The following is a 17,711-nucleotide window of genomic DNA, read 5'->3' on the forward strand; positions in this document are numbered from 1 at the left end:
AGGAAGGACCCATCTTGTTATTTGAAACCCATGCTCATCTAAATGCGAAGGAATTCGATGAAGATCGTGCAGACGTCATTGCTCGTGCGCAGGAAAATGGCGTCAGTACGATTGTGAACATCGGATTCAACGCTGAAACAATTCCGACCTGCATGGATTTGGCTCATGCGTATGACTTTATTTACGCCGTCATCGGTTGGCATCCGCAAGACGCCAAGGACATGACGGACGAACATCTAGAATGGATCGAGGAACTCAGTCGTGATCCGAAAGTAGTGGGATTGGGTGAAATGGGCTTGGACTACTACTGGGATACGTCGCCACGTGATGTGCAGGCAGAGGTATTCCGCAAGCAGATTCGTCTGGCTCGCAAGCTCGACATGCCGATCATCATCCACAATCGCGATGCGCACCAAGACGTTTTGACGATCCTGAAGGAAGAGAAGGCAGCGGATGTTGGCGGCATCATGCATTGCTTCTCTGGTAGCTGGGAAACGGCGAAGCAGGCACTCGATATGAATTTTTACATTTCGTTCGGTGGTCCGCTTACGTTCAAAAATGCCAAGCAGCCAAAAGAAGTAGCAGCGAAGGTACCGCTAGACAAGTTGTTGATAGAGACGGATTGCCCTTATCTCACGCCGCATCCTTTCCGCGGAAAGCGAAATGAGAGTGGATATGTGCGCTACGTCTGTGAGGAAATGGCGAACATTCATGGTTTGTCTTACGAGGAAATGGCACAAATTACCGCAGACAATGCCAGACGTCTTTTTCGCATGAACGGTTAAGTAAACCTGTATCGAGGCATTTCCAGGAAGTGTGACCGCGTTTAAGCGGACAGTTTTCATGCGCTCCGGAAATATATAAGCGACTGTCACTTATATATTTCCTACACGAAAATAAAAACGGGAAATCACGATTGATCACGTGATTTCCCGTTTTTTTGTGTGAGGTAACCGGGTTCTACTCTATTTTGTCGACGCATACGATGAACAATGTGTCGAACGATTATTGTCCATCCGACATGGCTTCTCGACAGGTTTCTGCTACCATTCGCCATGCCTATTTTGCTAGTCTGATACCATTATCGCTTCAGCCAAAAGGGAGGGTAAATTTGACAAAGCCGGGAAAGTGAAATACAATCAAAGCCGACCTTGTGAAGTACCGGCCACTTCCAGAATATTAGTGCAATTACATCGACCCTTACCTGGCTAGACAAGAAGAGCCTTGTGCTTTTCTAGGAAAAGGAGTGTGGGAAATGGAGTTACGCGCGATATGGGATAGGTATAAGAATCGTGGGTTAGTCATGTTTGGCTGCCTTGCTCTTGTCCTCGTTCCCATGATTGGCTATTTCTCTGCCCAGGCTACTCAGCCAAAACAGGTCACTTTTTCGTTGGACGGAGAAAGCAAGACGGTCGCTACAAAAGCCAAGACCGTTGAGCAGTTCTTAACCGAGAGAAACATTACGGTAACGGAAAAGGATTCCCTTCAACCGACACCAGAGACGAAGCTAAAAGACGGAGCACTCATTACTTTATATACGACCTGGTCCATACCAATCCAGGTTGACGGGCAGAAAAAAACGATAGAGACACTTAGTCGTGATGTTGCTGGTGCGTTGAAGGACGGCGGCATCGTGCTAGGTGAGAAGGACCGGGTAGAACCGGCATTGACCGCTACACTTACCAAGGACTCCTCGATCAGCGTTAAGCGGGTTGTTGAGAAAATGGTAAAAGTCGATGAGCGAGTCACCTTTCAAGAAATACGCAAAAATGATCCAGCGCTGGAAAAAGGTAAGACCCGCGTATTACAGAGCGGGCAAGAAGGTAAGGCAATTGCACACTACAAGCTAGTCATGGAAGATGGAAAAGAAGTCTCCCGTGATCTGGTCAAAAGAGATGTCCTTGTACCGAAGAAAGATAATGTCGTAGCCGTGGGTACCGCAGTCCCAACGTTGCAGAAAAAGGGTCAACCAGATCGGGTCCTGGTTGCTTCTGCAGCGGGTCCGGTCTCGCGTGGTGGAAAAGTGTTTAGGCCGAAAAAAGTACTGAACGGGGTTACCCTGACTGCTTATACTCCTGCGGGAGGTGGCAAACACCCAAGCTCGCCGGGCTATGGACGCACATCGACAGGGGTAAAAGCCAAGGTTGGTCACACAATCGCTGTAGATCCTAAAGTCATTCCGTATGGATGGTGGGTGTACATTGAAGGTGTTGGGTATCGTCGAGCTGAAGATACGGGCGGTGCCATGAAAGGTGGCAAAATCGACGTATTCGTAGGCACGGAATCCGAGGCGAGGAAATTCGGTCGAAAGCGCAACAAAACTGTATATATCATTGGACCACAGAAGCCTTAGGACAGGAGCGATTGCTCCTGTTCTTCTGTTTCCTCTATGGTAATTGTGATAAGCTGTTTGTTAGTAAGACGATCCTCTTTTGCCAAATGTTACATGTATTTTTGGCTTTGGGTACGATTTTTTTTGGAACACTAGTATCGTACCGACTTTGTACGAAAGTGGGAGCACATGATGAAGATCAAAGAAGTCATCGTGGTGGAAGGACGAGACGATACCGCAGCTATCAAGCGTGCGGTTAATGCCGATACGATTGAAACTGGCGGTTCTGCGATTCATAAAAGAACGATTGAAAAAATCAGGCTGGCACAACAAAAACGCGGTGTTATTATTTTCACAGACCCTGATTATCAAGGGGAGCGCATCCGAAAAATTATCAGCAAGTCGGTTCCAGGCTGCAAGCACGCATTTATTACCCAGGAGGATGGGACCAAAAAGGGCGACATCGGCGTTGAGAACGCGACACCTGACGTGATTATTCGTGCACTCTCAGAAGTACGTACCGAAATGGCGGAAACGGCTGGAGAGATTACCTCTGACGATTTGTTGGCAAATGGCCTGACGTCCGGAGTAGATGCCAAAGAACGCAGAATTAAGCTGGGAGAAGCATTGGGGATCGGATACGCCAATGCCAAGCAAATGCTGCAGCGGCTCAATGCCTTCCAAATCAGTCGAGCAGAATTCGAAGCGGCCATTGCGGCCATTAATAAAGAGAGGGAGTAAGCCATGACCCAAATAGCGGGCAAGGATATTGCCACACCTACGCGTACAAAAGAAATATTGGAGAAGTATGGCTTTTCTTTTAAGAAGAGTCTGGGCCAGAACTTCCTGATAGACACGAACATTTTACATAACATCGTTTCAGAGGCAGACCTTACCAAGGAAAAGGGAGCGATTGAAATTGGGCCCGGTATCGGTGCGCTGACGGAACAATTGGGACGAGCAGCCAAAAAAGTGATGGCGATTGAAATCGACCAACGTCTTTTGCCTATTTTGCAGGACACGCTCTCTCCTTATGAAAATATTGAAGTCGTTCATGGGGACGTACTGGAGCTGGATCTGAAGAAGTTAATAGAAGAAAAGATGACAGGAGTGGAAAAGTTGAGTGTAGTGGCGAATTTGCCCTACTATGTGACGACGCCCATCCTGATGAAGCTGCTGGAAGAGAGATTGCCCCTCGAAAACATCGTGGTCATGATTCAAAAGGAAGTGGCTGAGAGAATTGCAGCCAAACCAGGAACGAAAGACTATGGCTCTCTATCAGTCGCAGCTCAATTTTATGCAGATACAGAAGTAGCGATGATTGTGCCTGCTAGTGTGTTTGTTCCACGTCCGAATGTCGACTCGGCAGTGATTCGCTTAAAGGTAAGAGATCGTCCGCCAGTGGAAGTAGACGATCAGGATATGTTTTTCCGGGTGGTACGCAGCTCGTTTGCACAGCGCCGGAAGACATTGTTGAACAACCTGATGAATGGACTGTTTCCTAAAACCCAAAAGGATGAAGTAATACAGATGCTCACTGACATCGGGATCGATCCGACCCGACGTGGTGAAACACTCAGTTTGGACGAATTTGCCCGCCTAGCGAACGAAGGTATGCGCCGCGGACTGATTACGTAAATCGTATAGACGACCCCCTTATTTTTGGGCGAGATTCCCAAAGAATGGGGGTTTTTGCGTGTTTATGCCCTTTATGCATATCATTTGACAAATATCTACGTTTTTTATGAAAAAAACCCCGTTGACAAAATATCGGCAGGGTTGCTATAATTTTTTATTTCTTTGACAAAATATAAGGGAGCTGTTATAATAGATGTAAGCGAGGTGGATGGAACAATGGCAAGAAACGCGTTACTTGACATTAAACGTAGTTTAGACGGACACATTGGTGAGCGCATCCTGCTTAAGGCTAATGGCGGTCGCCGCAAAACCGTTGAACGTAGTGGCATCCTCGAAGAAACTTACCCATCTGTGTTTGTGGTAAAGCTGGATGACGACCAACTCTTTGAGCGGGTATCTTACAGCTATGCTGACATCTTGACGGAAACAGTAGAATTGACGGTGTGCCGCGAAAACGAGCACATCCGCATCACATTTGTACAACAGTAGAGCCCTTTTGGGTTCTACTGTTTTGTTTTTTATATCGAAAAGCTCTGAACATTTGGTTGAGGCAATAAAAAGAACGGTATGGAGCACACTAAGCCTGTCAACGAGAAGGAGGGTGCTATGGGTCGCAGACGAGGACTGATGTCAGAGCAGTTTAAGATGGAGCTGGCCAAAGAGCTTGGGTTTTACGATACGGTAAAAGCCGAGGGTTGGGGAGGCATCACGACACGGGACGCGGGTAACATGGTCAAGCGCGCTGTTCAGCTTGCTGAGGAAGCATTAGCCGCTAAGCGATTGTAACGTTTGGGTTTGACCGTACGAACGTTTCTCACCATATAAACACTCGTTGACAAGGGCCGGGGCATCCCGGCTTTTTTTCTATAAAGGGAGCTGAATTTTCGAAATACCCATAATGATCTCGATCCTATTCTTTTTAATTGATCAAGTGGCATGGGAGAGTTTGCCTATGCTACAATAAGAGACTAGGAAATTTAGAAAGTAGGCAGAGGTGAATTACGTGCGTATCTCGGTCAAAGCTCCGGCCAAAATTAATTTGACTCTCGACGTGCTTGCCAAACGGCCGGACGGTTATCACGAAGTAGAAATGGTGATGACAACCGTAGACTTGGCAGATCGTGTGGACATGACTCTACGCGAAGATGGTGAGATTACGCTGGACTGTTCTGCCAGCTTCGTACCGGATGATATCCGTAACCACGCATATAAAGCGGCAACGCTCATGAAAGAAAAATTTCAAGTACGCCAGGGCGTACACTTGTATATCGACAAGCAAATTCCGGTTGCGGCTGGACTGGCAGGTGGCAGCAGTGATGCAGCGGCAACACTGCGCGGCTTGAACCAATTGTGGAATCTCGGGTTGACCAGAGATGAGCTGGCTAAAATCGGAGCGGAGATTGGCTCTGATGTGCCATTTTGCGTTTATGGTGGAACAGCGCTGGCGACAGGGCGTGGCGAACAGATCGCGCACCTGGGAGCGCCTGCACCGTGCTGGGTGATTCTAGCTAAGCCGCCGATCGGAGTATCTACCCCGGATGTATACGGAAACCTGCGTGTTGCCCAGATCGATAATCATCCCGATACCAAACAAATGCTGCAAGCCATCGCGACCCAAGACTTTTCACTCATGTGCCAATCTCTTGGAAATGTGTTGGAGAACGTCACGCTCTCGCTCCATCCACAAGTAAGACAAATCAAGGATCTCATGATCGCTTCGGGGGCAGATGGTGTCCTGATGTCTGGCAGCGGCCCTACTGTGTTTGCTCTTGTGCAAAAGGAAGCGAAAGTGCATCGGATCTACAACGCGTTGCGAGGTTTTGTCAAAGATGTGTTTGTTGTCCGAATGTTAGGCGCTCAAGATGGGGAAATACTTGCATAAACCCGTATGGAAATGATACATTATCAGCATAATATTCGGTTTTGGAGGAAGAGCCATGAAGAAATTGCGCAGAAGTGCACGTCTGGTTGACATGACGCAGCACTTGCTCGCCCATCCCCATACGCTGACTCCTCTCACTCTGTTCGCGGAACAATACGGCGCAGCGAAATCATCCATCAGTGAAGACTTGTCTATCATCAAAGAGGCTTTTGAAGTCCAAGGGGTAGGCTTGTTGAAAACGGTGGCGGGAGCGGCAGGCGGAGTGAAGTATATTCCACAGGTCAAAACGGAAGAGGCCCTTCACTTCATGCGCGAACTGATCGGTCAACTCGCTAATCCAGAGAGGCTTTTGCCAGGTGGATACTTGTATATGTCCGACATTCTCGGAAATCCACAAACGATGGCGAAGATCGGAAAGCTCTTTGCAACCGCTTATGCGGATAAAAATGTGGATGTCGTCATGACGGTGGAAACAAAGGGGGTTCCACTTGCGTATGCGACGGCTATGTTTTTGAATGTGCCTGTTGTGATTGTCCGCCGTGACAACAAGGTGACGGAAGGTTCAGTAGTGAGCATTAACTATGTATCGGGTTCCAGTAAACGAATTCAAACCATGTCACTCGCTCGCCGCGGTTTGGCCGAACAGTCTCGCGTCCTCATTGTGGACGACTTTATGAAAGCTGGCGGGACATTGCGGGGCATGATTGATCTGTTGCAGGAATTCCGAGCAACCGTAGTAGGATGCGGCGTACTGGTAGAAACGACAGCGGATGTTTCTGAGCGTTTGGTAGATGAATATGTATCGCTTGCAAAACTTCAGGATGTAGACTTCAAGGGCAAGCAAATCGAAATAGAGCTGGGCAGTTTTTTTGAAAAAAGAGGGGAGTAGATAGGTATGGCAATCTCTTTTGTTTCAACTGACAAGGCTCCTGCCGCTATTGGGCCTTACAGCCAAGCTGCAAAGGTAGGTCCATTTCTTTTTGCATCGGGTCAAATTCCGCTGCGTGCAGACGGCACTTTGGTAGAAGGTGACGTCGTGGAGCAAACCCATCAGGTTTTTTCCAACATTCAAGCGGTACTGGCAGAAGCCGGTGGCAACCTGACGAATGTAGTAAAGGCGACCGTATTCATCAAGGACATGAATGATTTTGGTCAACTGAACGAAGTGTACGGCCAATATTTTGGCGATCACAAGCCAGCTCGTTCCACTGTGGAAGTGGCACGCCTGCCGCGTGATGTAAAAGTCGAAATCGAAATCGTAGCTTATATCGAATAGAAAAAAATGGAAAACAGCCTGATGCCACGCGCATTGGGCTGTTTTTGTACCTGCGGAAAATGTTTCCAAAAAATGACATAAAAACATATTTATATATTTTTTCAAAAATTGCACAAAGATAAGCAGGAATATTTACCCAGCGGGTGGAAATAATCCTAAACGCGTTACATAGATAAAGGGAGTGAACTAGATGGAAGTAACAGACGTAAGACTTCGCCGAGTGAATACGGATGGTAGGATGAAAGCGATTGCATCCATTACAATTGACCATGAATTTGTGGTTCATGATATCCGTGTCATTGACGGAAACAATGGTATGTTTGTAGCTATGCCGAGCAAGCGTACACCAGATGGAGAATTCCGCGATATTGCACATCCGATTTCTTCAACTACCCGTGAAAAAATCCAGGCAGCAGTTCTCACAGAATACGACCGCGTAGGTCAAGAGGAAGAAAGCACTATCGAAGCTGGTGCTTAAAAAGTCCTTATACTCAAAGCACCCTGTCACTTGCGACAGGGTGCTTCGGCGTCCGTTAACCATAACATTTTTTTAGGTCGTTCAAAATATTTTCTTTATCCATTCCTTCCCCAATGAAAACAGCTACCATTTTCGGTCCGAAATTTTCAAAAGGGAACAGGAGCACCTGATTATCGGTATGTTGAAACGAGATCAGCTCGGGCTTTCCGTGGAACTGGACGTAGCCTTTTGCCCGATAGACATTTTTGGGGAGATCGTATAGAAAGTCCTCGAATTTTTTCGCGTCTACGGGACCGGTGAATACATAGGAAAACGTTTCGATACTATTGTAGAGAGAGGGTTGGCTTGTTTTCAGGCCAAGGGATTGCTTGAGCCTGTCCATCGTTGACATTCGTCCGATGCTTTTCTGTACGGCAATGGGGCGGTTTGTCTCGTTGTCGAGCGGTCGCTCATGAACGGTGCGTTTGACAGATAAAAGCCGGGGGACTTCTATTTCTGCCTGAACAGTAGCGTGTATGGGTGCGATCGGATTGATTTCGCTGAGCTTTTGCTTGACCCGCTCTATGACATCAGGACTGGTCAAATCGGTTTTGTTCAAAAGAAGCAGGTCTGCGTAACGCACTTGGTTTCGAATCGTTTTGACCAGAGTGGCAGTCGAGGAGAATCGTGAGTTGAGGTCTAGAAAGCGAGAGGCGTCGACAACACTAATGGTCCCTTTTAACTCCAGTCGATCATACAACTCTGGATGGGTAATCGTATCGATAACATCAAGTGGATCGGCTACGCCAGTAGTCTCGATGAGGATTCGGTCTGGCGCAATGGCGTTCATAATATCTTTTAAGCCTTCCGTCAGCTCGCCCTTGATCGAGCAGCATATGCAGCCATCAAGCATTTTTTTGACAGGAAAGCCGAAGCCTTGCAATTGTTCCCCGTCAATATCTTCCTCCCCCATTTCATTCATCAAGACGACTACTTTCTGGTCTGTGATGCGCAAATGAGTCAGCCACTTTTGCAAAAGGGTGGTTTTTCCGCTTCCTAAATATCCAGTCAGCAAGTATATCTCTGCACTCATCTCATCCTACCTCCTTCAAATAACCCCTTTCGCCCAACAATATATCACATTTCTGTCAGAAAATTAAATGTTGTCTGCCTTGTGTCTAACTACTGGCAATGCAAGGAATCGGGCATAATCCTGTATCGATTGTCTTGAAATCCACATATGAATTAGGATATAGTCATTGTGGAACTTCTACGATGGAGGGTTGACATGTCTAAGATCCATGCCGTGGTTCTGGCTGCTGGTCAGGGTACACGGATGAAATCGAAGCTGTACAAAGTCCTGCACCCTGTGTGCGGAAAGCCTATGGTTCAGCATGTAGTCGATACGATGGCATCCATGCAGGTTCAGGATATCGTTGTCGTCGTAGGTCATGGTGCTGACGCTGTCCGCGCCAAACTAGGCGAGGACGTTACTTATGCACTGCAAGAAGAACAGTTGGGAACGGCACATGCCGTTTCGCAGGCAGCGCCGTTTTTACAGGATAAAGAAGGAACTACGTTTCTTTTATATGGAGACGTTCCCCTCTTGTCAGCGACTACGTTGTCGGCCTTGCTGAGCTATCACGAGGAGCAGCAAGCGGCTGCAACGGTATTAACCGCCGTGTTACCTGACGCAACAGGTTATGGGCGTATCGTGCGCAATGAGGCGGGCGAAGTATTGCGAATCGTGGAACATAAGGATGCTACGGAAGCGGAACGGGCGATCAGTGAAATTAATACGGGCATATACTGCTATGACAACCGAAAATTATGGAAAGCCTTGGCGGAAGTGAAAAATGACAACGCACAAGGCGAATACTATGTAACAGACGTTGTCGGTATTTTGCGTGATGCAGGTGAAAAGGTAGTTGGATACGAAGCGGTTGACCCGGAGGAAACGATGGGTGTTAACGATCGTGTACAGCTATCGGAAGCAGAAGCCTACATGAAAAAACGTATTATGACTGGTCACATGCGAAATGGTGTGACAATCATCGATCCAGCTTCTACGTACATCGAAGCGGATGTGAAGATTGAGGCAGATACCGTGATCCACCCAGGTTCTTTCCTGCGTGGACAAACAACCGTTGGAGCTGATTGTGTAATCGGACCCCAAGCGGATCTGACGAATGTGAACGTAGCGAGTGGCGTGACCATTTCTTACTCTGTGCTGGTTGATTCGAGTGTGGAAAGCGAGTCTTCTGTTGGTCCATTTGCTTATGTTCGACCAGGAACACAGATTGGACGCAATGCCAAAATCGGTGATTTCGTGGAATTGAAAAATGCGAAAATTGGTGACGGTACGAAGGTTCCTCATCTCAGCTATGTAGGAGATGCGGAGATCGGAGACGGAGTCAATATTGGCTGTGGAACGATTACCGTCAATTATGATGGCGCAGTGAAACATAAAACAACAGTAAAAGATGGAGCATTCATCGGATGCAACAGCAATCTGGTTGCGCCAGTTACAGTTGGACAAAATGCTTATGTAGCTGCAGGATCGACCATTAATCAAGATGTGCCAGATAATGCGCTTGCGATCGCACGTGAGCGTCAAGTGAATAAAATCGATTACGCGAACAAACTGCCTCGCAAGGGCAAAAAGCAATCATAACGGGAGGTTCTTGAGAAGATCATGGCTAATTACCGCGACCCAAAACTGAAGGTATTTACGTGCAACGCAAACCCGGAACTGGCAAAAGAAATCGCCGAACACATCGGTGTACCACTCGGAAACGCACAAGTAGTGCGCTTTAGTGATGGCGAATGCCAACTCAAACTCAATGAAAGCGTTCGCGGTTGTGACGTATTTGTCATTCAGCCAACGTCTGCTCCCGTTAATGAGCATTTGATGGAGCTTTTGGTCATGGTCGATGCATTGAAACGCGCTTCGGCTAAGAGTATTAACGTGGTCATTCCTTACTACGGTTATGCTCGTCAAGATCGTAAAGCACGCGCACGCGATCCGATCACGGCTAAGCTGGTTGCGAACCTGATCGAGACAGCAGGTGCACAACGTGTGATTACGATGGATTTGCACGCAACACAAATCCAAGGCTTCTTCGATATTCCGGTTGATCATCTGCTGGGTGTGCCTATCTTGGGCAAACACTTCTCTGAAAAAGGTCTGAAAGATATCGTTGTCGTATCTCCGGATCACGGTGGAGTGACCCGTGCTCGTAAATTGGCAGAACGTCTGGAAGCGCCTATTGCCATTATTGACAAACGTCGCCCAGAACCAAACGTAGCCGAAGTAATGAACATCGTAGGTAACATCGAAGGCAAAACAGCGATCATCATCGACGATATTATCGATACCGCTGGAACGATCACACTGGCTGCAAGTGCCCTTGTAGAAGCAGGCGCACGTGAAGTATATGCATGCTGCACGCACCCAGTTCTGTCCGGTCCTGCTATCGAGCGTATTGCTAACTCGAAGATCAAGGAACTGATTGTGACCAACTCAATCCCGCTGACAGAAGAACAAATTATCGATAAGATTACCGTTCTTTCTGTAGCGCCAATCATTGGTGAAGCAATCATTCGTGTTCACGAAGAGCTTTCCGTAAGCAAGTTGTTCGATTAATATACAATCCCCTATTAGGGGATTGAACTAAACCTCCGATGGACAAGCTAGTGAGGAAACTTTTACTAGCAGTCCGAAGGAGGTTTTTTTGTGGAACAATTACAGGCACAGTCTCGTGAACAAAAGACAGGCAATGCTGTAAAGGTACTGCGCAATGAAGGTTGGGTTCCCGGTATTATGTACGGCAGCGATATGGGCAACAAGCCGATTCAGGTCAAAGGAAGAGAGCTGGATGCTGCCCTGCGTCACCAGTCGACGAACAAGCCATTCCGGTTGAATGTAGACGGGAACACGCACGATGTCATGGTTTATGAGCTGCAACGGCATCCTTTGCAGGGGAACATTTTGCATGCAGATTTTAAGAAGATCAATATGAATGAAAAAATACACACTTCCGTTCCTGTCCTCATGACAGGAGATCCGGAGTTGGGTGTGGCTACCCTTATCCGCCACAGTGTGGAAGTAACTTGCTTGCCAGGTAATATACCAGAATCATTTCTGGTCGATGTCGACGGATTGAATATCGGGGATGTCGTACTGGTTTCCGATCTGAATGTCCCACCCGGAGTAGATCTGGGGCTCGAATCCACGGAAGTGCTGATCAGTGTACTGCCTGTGAAGGCCAAGTCGGAAGAATCAATCGATGCGGAGCAAGAGGCAGAAGCAGTGGCCGAAAAAGCAGGAACCGCTAACGAATAAAATTAGGGCATGAAAAAGAAGGGCGAGGTGATTTCATCTCTGCCCTTTTCCTTTTGTTCACGTGACCATTCGAGTACAATGGGAAGAGAGTAGGAGGGAATAAGCGTGAAAGTCATAATTGGATTGGGTAATCCCGGCAAAAAATATGAAGACACCAGACATAATGCTGGCTTTATGGCCATAGATAAGATTAGCGACAAATGGGGAATTCCTGTTACGCAAAACAAGTTTCGTGCACTCGTGGGCGAAGGACGAATCGAAGGCGAGAAGGTACTGCTGGTGAAGCCGCAGACGTACATGAATCTCTCCGGTGAATCGGTAGCGGAAGTCCTCAAGTTTTACAAACTGATTCCGGACGATCTCGTCGTCATCTACGACGATCTTGATTTGCCGACCGGACATCTTCGTCTGCGAGAAAAGGGCAGCGCTGGTGGGCACAACGGCATCAAGTCGATGATTCAGCATTTGGGCACACAGGAGTTTAAACGAATCAAGGTAGGGATCAGTCGTCCAGAACCAGGGCGGAGCGTCAGCGACTATGTTTTGAATACGTTTCCAGTGGCGGAAAGAGCCGACATTCAAGAAGCGGTGAGCTTGGCTGCTGATGCATGCGCCATGTGGACAAGAGAGTCGTTTTTAAAGGTCATGAACCATTACAACAGCTTGAAAAAGTAGTATGATTTCCCACCCAATCGTCCATACTAAGCGATAGGAACAGTATGGGGGTGGTATGTGCATGAGCATACGCTATACATGTCGTTGCTGCGGCATGAAGATTGCAGAATTTGACGAATCGCAAGTAACAGAAGCGCAGCTCGGGTTTGATTCCTTGACCCCGGAGGAACGTGCTCTTATAATATCGAGAGAACAAAGTGGAGATACGGTCGTCAGCATCACGTGCGACTATTGCCGTGAAGCGCTGATTCAGCATCCAGAGCTTTCGCTAGTCGGAAACCCACTTCAATAAGTGGATACGCATTAGGAAGGCTTGCACTGACAAGGCCTTAGCTTGGGGAGCTAAGGCTTCTTTTCGCATGGCTGACCTGCGGTTGTTGTGAACGTAAGCGAGGCTCTGATTTTAGTTGACAGAAGAATTAGAGAGGGGATTAGTGAATGCAAGTCATCATTAACCCGATGAAACAGGACACGAACGTCGGGACAATCGTGGCTGGTTTGGAGAAGGGGCTACATGAGCAGCTTGTCTCTGGCTTAGCTGGTTCCGCCCGGCAAGTATTGATGGCGTCATTGCAACAAATGTCAGATCGTCCGGTCTGCGTAGTGACGCATAACATGTACCAAGCACAAAAAGTATACGAAGATTTGATCGAGTTGGTTCCCTCTGATCAGGTGTTGCTTTATCCCGGTAATGAGCTGATTGGCTCTGAGCTTGCTATTGCCAGTCCTGAAATGCTGGCGCAGCGAATTCATGTATTCAACCGTCTGGCCCAAGGCTTTACGGGTTTTTTAGTTGCACCTTTTGCTGGCTTGCGTCGCTTGGTCGTTCCCCCGCAAGTATGGAAGGAAGCACAGATTCAGTTGTCCGTCGGTGATGAGCTCGATATCGAGTCCTTTTTGCTCCGATGTATTGAGCTTGGCTATGAGCGAGTGGACATGGTCGAGCGCAAGGGAGAAATGAGTATTCGCGGCGGAATTATCGACTTGTATCCGATCGATTCGGAGTGGCCGGTGCGGATTGAGCTTTTTGATGTGGAGATCGACTCGATTCGTACGTTTGACATGCTCTCCCAACGGTCATTGGAATCCGTCCAGACTTATATTCTCGGTCCGGCAAAAGAAATGATCGCTTCGACTCCGTTATTGCAGGAATCGGCTGTTCGCTTAGAACAAAAGCTGGGGGAAACCATCGCCAATTTGAAAGATGGGGCTGCCAAGGAAAAAGTCATGGAGCGAATCGGCTCTGATGCAGAGAGAATGAAGCAGGGACAGCGTTTTGCACAGCTGTATTCGTACATCTCTGTCATTTATCCGACTGGTGATACATTATTGTCCTATATGCCTGCCGATACCTTGCTGATCGTTGATGAGCCTTCTCGTGTGTTGGATACGGCAGCGCAATTGCAAAAAGAAGAAGGGGAATGGCTGACAGGACGCATCATCCAGGGCGAATATATGGCCAATCTCAGCCTGTCGCGCACGTACGACGAGATCGTGTCGACGAAAAAGCGCCAGATCGTTTACCTCTCCCTATTTTTGAGACAATCACCGAAGACCCAGCCGCAAAACATCGTAAATCTAACTTGTCGTACCATGCAAAACTTCCATGGACAGATGAACGTGCTAAAAACAGAGCTGACCCGTTGGAAGAAGTCCCAGGATCAGATCGTCTTTGTCGCAGCTGATTTGGAGCGTGCGAAGCGACTGGAGCGTGTCCTGCATGACTACGAAATGGAAGCGGATGTTTTAACAGAAGCCGTGGAGACAGTACCTCCGGGGCGTCCTACGATCATTTTAGGAAACCTCCAGACCGGCTTTGAGCTTCCGTTAAACAAGCTGGTTGTTATTACGGAAGGTGAAGTATTTACCGCGAAACAGCGCAAGGCGCGCAAAGTTCAGCAGACGATGAACAACGCGGAGCGTATCAAAAACTATCTGGAGCTCAAGCCCGGTGATTTCGTCGTGCACGTCAATCACGGGATTGGAAAATACCTCGGAATTGAAACCAAGGAAATTCTCGGAATTCATAAAGATTACCTTCATATTCAATACGCCGCAGGAGACAGTCTGTTTGTTCCGATTGATCAAATCGACCATGTGCAGAAGTACGTGGCGAGCGAAGAGGCACAGCCGAAGATTTACAGCTTGGGCGGCAGCGAGTGGAAACGCGTCAAAAACAAGGTCCAGTCGTCTGTAAAGGATATCGCCGAGGATTTGATCAAGCTGTACGCAGCCCGCGAAGCGGCTGTCGGTCATACATTCTCTCCCGACACGACAGAGCAGCGTGAATTTGAGGCGATGTTCCCGTATCAGGAAACACAAGACCAGCTCCGCGCGATTTCTGAAGTCAAAGCGGACATGGAGCGCAAACGTCCGATGGATCGCCTCGTTTGTGGGGACGTAGGGTACGGGAAGACAGAGGTTGCGATTCGTGCTGCCTTCAAGGCTGTCATGGACGGAAAACAGGTAGCCGTTTTGGTTCCAACTACAATTCTGGCCCAGCAGCATTATGAGACGTTCCGTGAGCGTTTTGCGGAATATCCGATTCGCGTGGAGGTGTTGAGCCGATTCCGTTCGCGCAAAGAGCAGAATGCCACACTAAAAGGACTGAAGGAAGGCACAGTCGATGTCGTCATCGGTACGCACCGTCTGCTTTCCAAAGACCTGACATTCCGCGAGCTCGGTCTGTTAATCGTAGACGAGGAGCAGCGCTTCGGTGTGAGCCACAAGGAAAAGCTGAAGCAGATCAAAACGAATGTGGATGTCATGACTCTGACCGCTACGCCGATTCCACGTACCCTGCACATGTCGATGCTCGGTGTGCGTGATTTGTCTGTCATCGAAACGCCGCCAGAAAATCGTTTTCCGGTGCAGACGTATGTGATGGATTACAGCCCTGCTCTCGTTCGCGAAGCGATTGAGCGCGAGATGGCTCGTGATGGGCAAGTGTTCTTCCTCTACAACCAAGTACAAGGAATCGAACAGATGGCGGAGCAGATTTCGATGCTCGTTCCTGACGCACGCATCGCTGTAGCACATGGGCAGATGAACGAAAGCGAGCTGGAAGGCGTCATTCTCGACTTTTTGGAAGGGAATTTTGACGTATTGGTCAGCACGACGATCATTGAGACCGGGGTGGACATCCCGAACGTCAATACGCTGATTATTTACAATGCAGACAAAATGGGCTTGTCCCAGCTGTATCAGCTGCGTGGACGGGTAGGTCGTTCCAATCGAATTGCGTACGCTTACTTTACGTATCAACGGGACAAGGTGCTGACAGAGGTAGCGGAAAAACGTCTGCAAGCCATCAAGGAATTTACCGAGCTCGGCTCTGGCTTCAAGATCGCGATGCGAGATTTGTCCATTCGTGGAGCGGGTAATTTGCTGGGCGCGGAGCAGCATGGTTTTATTAATACGGTCGGATTCGACTTGTACAGCCAGATGCTGAAAGAGGCCATTGATGAGCTGAAGGGCGAAGTCAAACACGAAATTGTCACACCTGTGGAGATCAATCTGCAACTGGATGCTTACATTCCGTCGATGTACATTACGGATAGCCGACAAAAAATCGAGATGTACAAAAAGTTTGTCGCGGTGTCTACATTGGAAGACGTCGACGATTTGGCAGACGAGCTGCTAGACCGTTTTGGACCAGTTCCGAAGCCGGTTGATAATTTGTTAACCATTTCCCGTTTACGTGTGTATGCCCTGAAGCACCACATCACCGAAATTAGCCAAAAGAATCCGGACGAGATTAAATTGTTCCTGCACCCTAGTCAGAACAACAACATCGATGGTGGGGCTCTATTTGCCCTTACCAGTAACTGGAGCAAGAGGGTTGGGCTGTCGGGTGGACAACAGATCACGATTGCTGTTAAAGTAAAGGGGTTAAAAGAAGATGAGGGCGTGCAGTTGGTTGAAAAGCTGCTGCGTCAATTTCACCAGGTGCGAAGAGACACCGGTACGGAGAGCCCTGTGTCTTAACTGACAAAATGGGCTTGCCCGGGAAGGGAGAACCTTATTTATGAAACGTTCTGTAGCGATTCTATCTTCGGCTGTTCTGGTCGTGGCACTCATGACTGGTTGCGGCGGAAAAGCAGAAGAAGCGAAACAAGATCCAACAACTCCAGCGAATCAGACAGATGGCGGCAATCAAGCTGCTGCTAACGATCCTTTGGTACAATTCCCTAAACTCACTCTGCCTTACGCAGCAGATCAGAAAGCTGCCATTGTAGAGTATCAGGGGGGAACTGTAACAGGAAAAGAGTTCGAAGAGTTCCTGCGTGTTATTAACTTCATGAACCCACAACAAGGTACCATGATTGAAATGGCTGATAGCAACTCACTGAAAGCTTATGCTCGTGAGTATACAGCTACCAAGGTTTTGGCTAGCCGTTCTGACGCTGCTATGAAAAAAGAGTCCAAAGAACTCGCTGAGAAAACCTTCGAGAAAATCAAAACGCAGTACATGGGCTTTTTGGGCAAGGATGAAGCCCAATTCAACAAGCTCTTGGAAGGCCAAGGCGTAACGAAGGACATGATCGTAAATCAGATGGATCTGATCAACCAGTCCATCAATGTGATGAAAAAGAATATCGACGATGCTACGCTGAAGCAAACCTATGATCAAATGGACAAAGCTTCCCGTACCGTTGCTTCTGTTCGCCACATCCTGATCTCTACCGAAAAGCGCAAACCAGAAGAGGCGTTGAAAATCTCCAACGACTTGGTAGCGCGCCTGAAAAAGGGTGAAGACTTCGCGAAGCTGGCAACAGAGTTCACAGATGACCCAGGCAGCAAGCAGTCTGGCGGTTTGTACGCTGACCAGGATGTAACCCAATGGGTACCAGAATTTAAAGAAGCATCCCTGACACAAAAAGTCGGTGAAGTTGGCCCGCCAGTAAAAACTGATTTTGGTTACCATATTATTAAGGTCGAGAATCGCAAAGAAAAGACCTTTGATGAGATGAAAGAGCAGCTCCGCGCGAATTCTTTGGAGAAAGCGTACGACACTTTCGCCAAAAACGAGCTGGACAAGCTGATTACGAAATTCAACATCCCGCAGTCCAAAAATGATGCTCCGGCAAAGAAATAAGAAGTCCG

18 protein-coding genes are annotated in these 17,711 nt (G+C 48.1%); 17 read left to right on the plus strand and 1 reads right to left on the minus strand.

What is annotated here, in order from left to right; genetic code table 11:
- The first annotated feature begins 14 nt into the window (after positions 1-14).
- From EL268_RS00730 to spoVG, 10 genes are all read left to right on the plus strand, one after another.
- On the plus strand, positions 15-785 hold the full coding sequence (locus EL268_RS00730; RefSeq protein WP_106657025.1) for a TatD family hydrolase: 771 nt from the start codon (positions 15-17) through the stop codon (positions 783-785).
- A 470-nt stretch (positions 786-1,255) separates the two neighbouring features.
- The gene (locus tag EL268_RS00735; protein WP_106657026.1) at positions 1,256-2,353 is read left to right on the plus strand and encodes a resuscitation-promoting factor; all 1,098 of its coding nucleotides are present in this window, start codon (positions 1,256-1,258) and stop codon (positions 2,351-2,353) included.
- A gap of 171 nt (positions 2,354-2,524) precedes the next feature.
- Entirely contained in the window at positions 2,525-3,073 is a 549-nt protein-coding gene (rnmV, locus tag EL268_RS00740; RefSeq protein ID WP_106657027.1) for a ribonuclease M5, read from the plus strand.
- A 3-nt stretch (positions 3,074-3,076) separates the two neighbouring features.
- The gene (rsmA, locus tag EL268_RS00745) at positions 3,077-3,970 is read left to right on the plus strand and encodes a 16S rRNA (adenine(1518)-N(6)/adenine(1519)-N(6))-dimethyltransferase RsmA (protein ID WP_106657028.1); all 894 of its coding nucleotides are present in this window, start codon (positions 3,077-3,079) and stop codon (positions 3,968-3,970) included.
- 216 nt (positions 3,971-4,186) lie between these two features.
- Positions 4,187-4,459 (plus strand): biofilm formation stimulator Veg, encoded by a 273-nt coding sequence (gene veg / locus EL268_RS00750; RefSeq protein WP_005830485.1) that lies wholly within the window; start codon positions 4,187-4,189, stop codon positions 4,457-4,459.
- A gap of 117 nt (positions 4,460-4,576) precedes the next feature.
- A complete protein-coding gene (locus tag EL268_RS00755; RefSeq protein WP_017246937.1) occupies positions 4,577-4,756 on the plus strand; it encodes a small, acid-soluble spore protein, alpha/beta type in 180 nt (59 codons plus the stop codon).
- Positions 4,757-4,973: 217 nt separating this feature from the next.
- A complete protein-coding gene (gene ispE, locus EL268_RS00760; RefSeq protein ID WP_106657029.1) occupies positions 4,974-5,852 on the plus strand; it encodes a 4-(cytidine 5'-diphospho)-2-C-methyl-D-erythritol kinase in 879 nt (292 codons plus the stop codon).
- A gap of 55 nt (positions 5,853-5,907) precedes the next feature.
- On the plus strand, positions 5,908-6,741 hold the full coding sequence (purR, locus tag EL268_RS00765; RefSeq protein WP_106657030.1) for a pur operon repressor: 834 nt from the start codon (positions 5,908-5,910) through the stop codon (positions 6,739-6,741).
- Positions 6,742-6,747: 6 nt separating this feature from the next.
- Positions 6,748-7,128: a RidA family protein gene (locus EL268_RS00770; RefSeq protein ID WP_007719935.1), complete on the plus strand. Its 381-nt coding sequence runs from the start codon at positions 6,748-6,750 to the stop codon at positions 7,126-7,128.
- Positions 7,129-7,318: 190 nt separating this feature from the next.
- Entirely contained in the window at positions 7,319-7,606 is a 288-nt protein-coding gene (spoVG, locus tag EL268_RS00775) for a septation regulator SpoVG (RefSeq protein ID WP_007719936.1), read from the plus strand.
- 55 nt (positions 7,607-7,661) lie between these two features.
- Here the strand turns inward: spoVG and EL268_RS00780 are convergent, their stop codons facing one another.
- The gene (locus EL268_RS00780; RefSeq protein ID WP_106657031.1) at positions 7,662-8,678 is read right to left on the minus strand and encodes a CobW family GTP-binding protein; all 1,017 of its coding nucleotides are present in this window, start codon (positions 8,676-8,678) and stop codon (positions 7,662-7,664) included.
- Positions 8,679-8,873: 195 nt separating this feature from the next.
- Between EL268_RS00780 and glmU the strand changes: the two genes are divergently transcribed.
- From glmU to EL268_RS00815, 7 genes are all read left to right on the plus strand, one after another.
- Entirely contained in the window at positions 8,874-10,259 is a 1,386-nt protein-coding gene (gene glmU / locus EL268_RS00785; RefSeq protein WP_106657032.1) for a bifunctional UDP-N-acetylglucosamine diphosphorylase/glucosamine-1-phosphate N-acetyltransferase GlmU, read from the plus strand.
- 21 nt (positions 10,260-10,280) lie between these two features.
- Positions 10,281-11,231 carry a ribose-phosphate diphosphokinase gene (locus EL268_RS00790; protein WP_007726399.1) on the plus strand — a complete coding sequence of 317 codons (951 nt, stop codon included), beginning with the start codon at positions 10,281-10,283 and terminating at the stop codon, positions 11,229-11,231.
- A gap of 90 nt (positions 11,232-11,321) precedes the next feature.
- The gene (locus EL268_RS00795; RefSeq protein ID WP_106657033.1) at positions 11,322-11,930 is read left to right on the plus strand and encodes a 50S ribosomal protein L25; all 609 of its coding nucleotides are present in this window, start codon (positions 11,322-11,324) and stop codon (positions 11,928-11,930) included.
- Positions 11,931-12,035: 105 nt separating this feature from the next.
- A complete protein-coding gene (gene pth, locus EL268_RS00800; protein WP_064202230.1) occupies positions 12,036-12,605 on the plus strand; it encodes an aminoacyl-tRNA hydrolase in 570 nt (189 codons plus the stop codon).
- A 61-nt stretch (positions 12,606-12,666) separates the two neighbouring features.
- The gene (locus tag EL268_RS00805; RefSeq protein ID WP_007726431.1) at positions 12,667-12,897 is read left to right on the plus strand and encodes an anti-sigma-F factor Fin; all 231 of its coding nucleotides are present in this window, start codon (positions 12,667-12,669) and stop codon (positions 12,895-12,897) included.
- Between the two features lie 146 nt (positions 12,898-13,043).
- A complete protein-coding gene (mfd, locus tag EL268_RS00810; RefSeq protein ID WP_106657034.1) occupies positions 13,044-16,592 on the plus strand; it encodes a transcription-repair coupling factor in 3,549 nt (1,182 codons plus the stop codon).
- Positions 16,593-16,632: 40 nt separating this feature from the next.
- Complete coding sequence (locus EL268_RS00815) at positions 16,633-17,703, plus strand: peptidylprolyl isomerase (protein ID WP_106657035.1); 1,071 nt, start codon at positions 16,633-16,635, stop codon at positions 17,701-17,703.
- The last annotated feature ends 8 nt before the right edge of the window (positions 17,704-17,711 follow it).

The sequence above is a fragment of the Brevibacillus brevis genome, from assembly GCF_900637055.1.
Classification (GTDB): Bacteria; Bacillota; Bacilli; order Brevibacillales; family Brevibacillaceae; genus Brevibacillus; species Brevibacillus brevis.

Excerpts from the sequence above, each read along its gene's own strand:
- EL268_RS00770 (WP_007719935.1), top strand. The coding sequence starts at position 6,748 with ATGGCAATCTCTTTTGTTTCAACTGACAAGGCTCCTGCCGCTATTGGG.
- veg (WP_005830485.1), top strand. The coding sequence starts at position 4,187 with ATGGCAAGAAACGCGTTACTTGACATTAAACGTAGTTTAGACGGACAC.
- rnmV (WP_106657027.1), top strand. The coding sequence starts at position 2,525 with ATGAAGATCAAAGAAGTCATCGTGGTGGAAGGACGAGACGATACCGCA.
- spoVG (WP_007719936.1), top strand. The coding sequence starts at position 7,319 with ATGGAAGTAACAGACGTAAGACTTCGCCGAGTGAATACGGATGGTAGG.
- mfd (WP_106657034.1), top strand. The coding sequence starts at position 13,044 with ATGCAAGTCATCATTAACCCGATGAAACAGGACACGAACGTCGGGACA.
- EL268_RS00735 (WP_106657026.1), top strand. The coding sequence starts at position 1,256 with ATGGAGTTACGCGCGATATGGGATAGGTATAAGAATCGTGGGTTAGTC.
- rsmA (WP_106657028.1), top strand. The coding sequence starts at position 3,077 with ATGACCCAAATAGCGGGCAAGGATATTGCCACACCTACGCGTACAAAA.
- EL268_RS00815 (WP_106657035.1), top strand. The coding sequence starts at position 16,633 with ATGAAACGTTCTGTAGCGATTCTATCTTCGGCTGTTCTGGTCGTGGCA.
- EL268_RS00780 (WP_106657031.1), bottom strand. The coding sequence starts at position 8,678 with ATGAGTGCAGAGATATACTTGCTGACTGGATATTTAGGAAGCGGAAAA.
- EL268_RS00755 (WP_017246937.1), top strand. The coding sequence starts at position 4,577 with ATGGGTCGCAGACGAGGACTGATGTCAGAGCAGTTTAAGATGGAGCTG.
- purR (WP_106657030.1), top strand. The coding sequence starts at position 5,908 with ATGAAGAAATTGCGCAGAAGTGCACGTCTGGTTGACATGACGCAGCAC.
- EL268_RS00805 (WP_007726431.1), top strand. The coding sequence starts at position 12,667 with ATGAGCATACGCTATACATGTCGTTGCTGCGGCATGAAGATTGCAGAA.
- EL268_RS00790 (WP_007726399.1), top strand. The coding sequence starts at position 10,281 with ATGGCTAATTACCGCGACCCAAAACTGAAGGTATTTACGTGCAACGCA.
- glmU (WP_106657032.1), top strand. The coding sequence starts at position 8,874 with ATGTCTAAGATCCATGCCGTGGTTCTGGCTGCTGGTCAGGGTACACGG.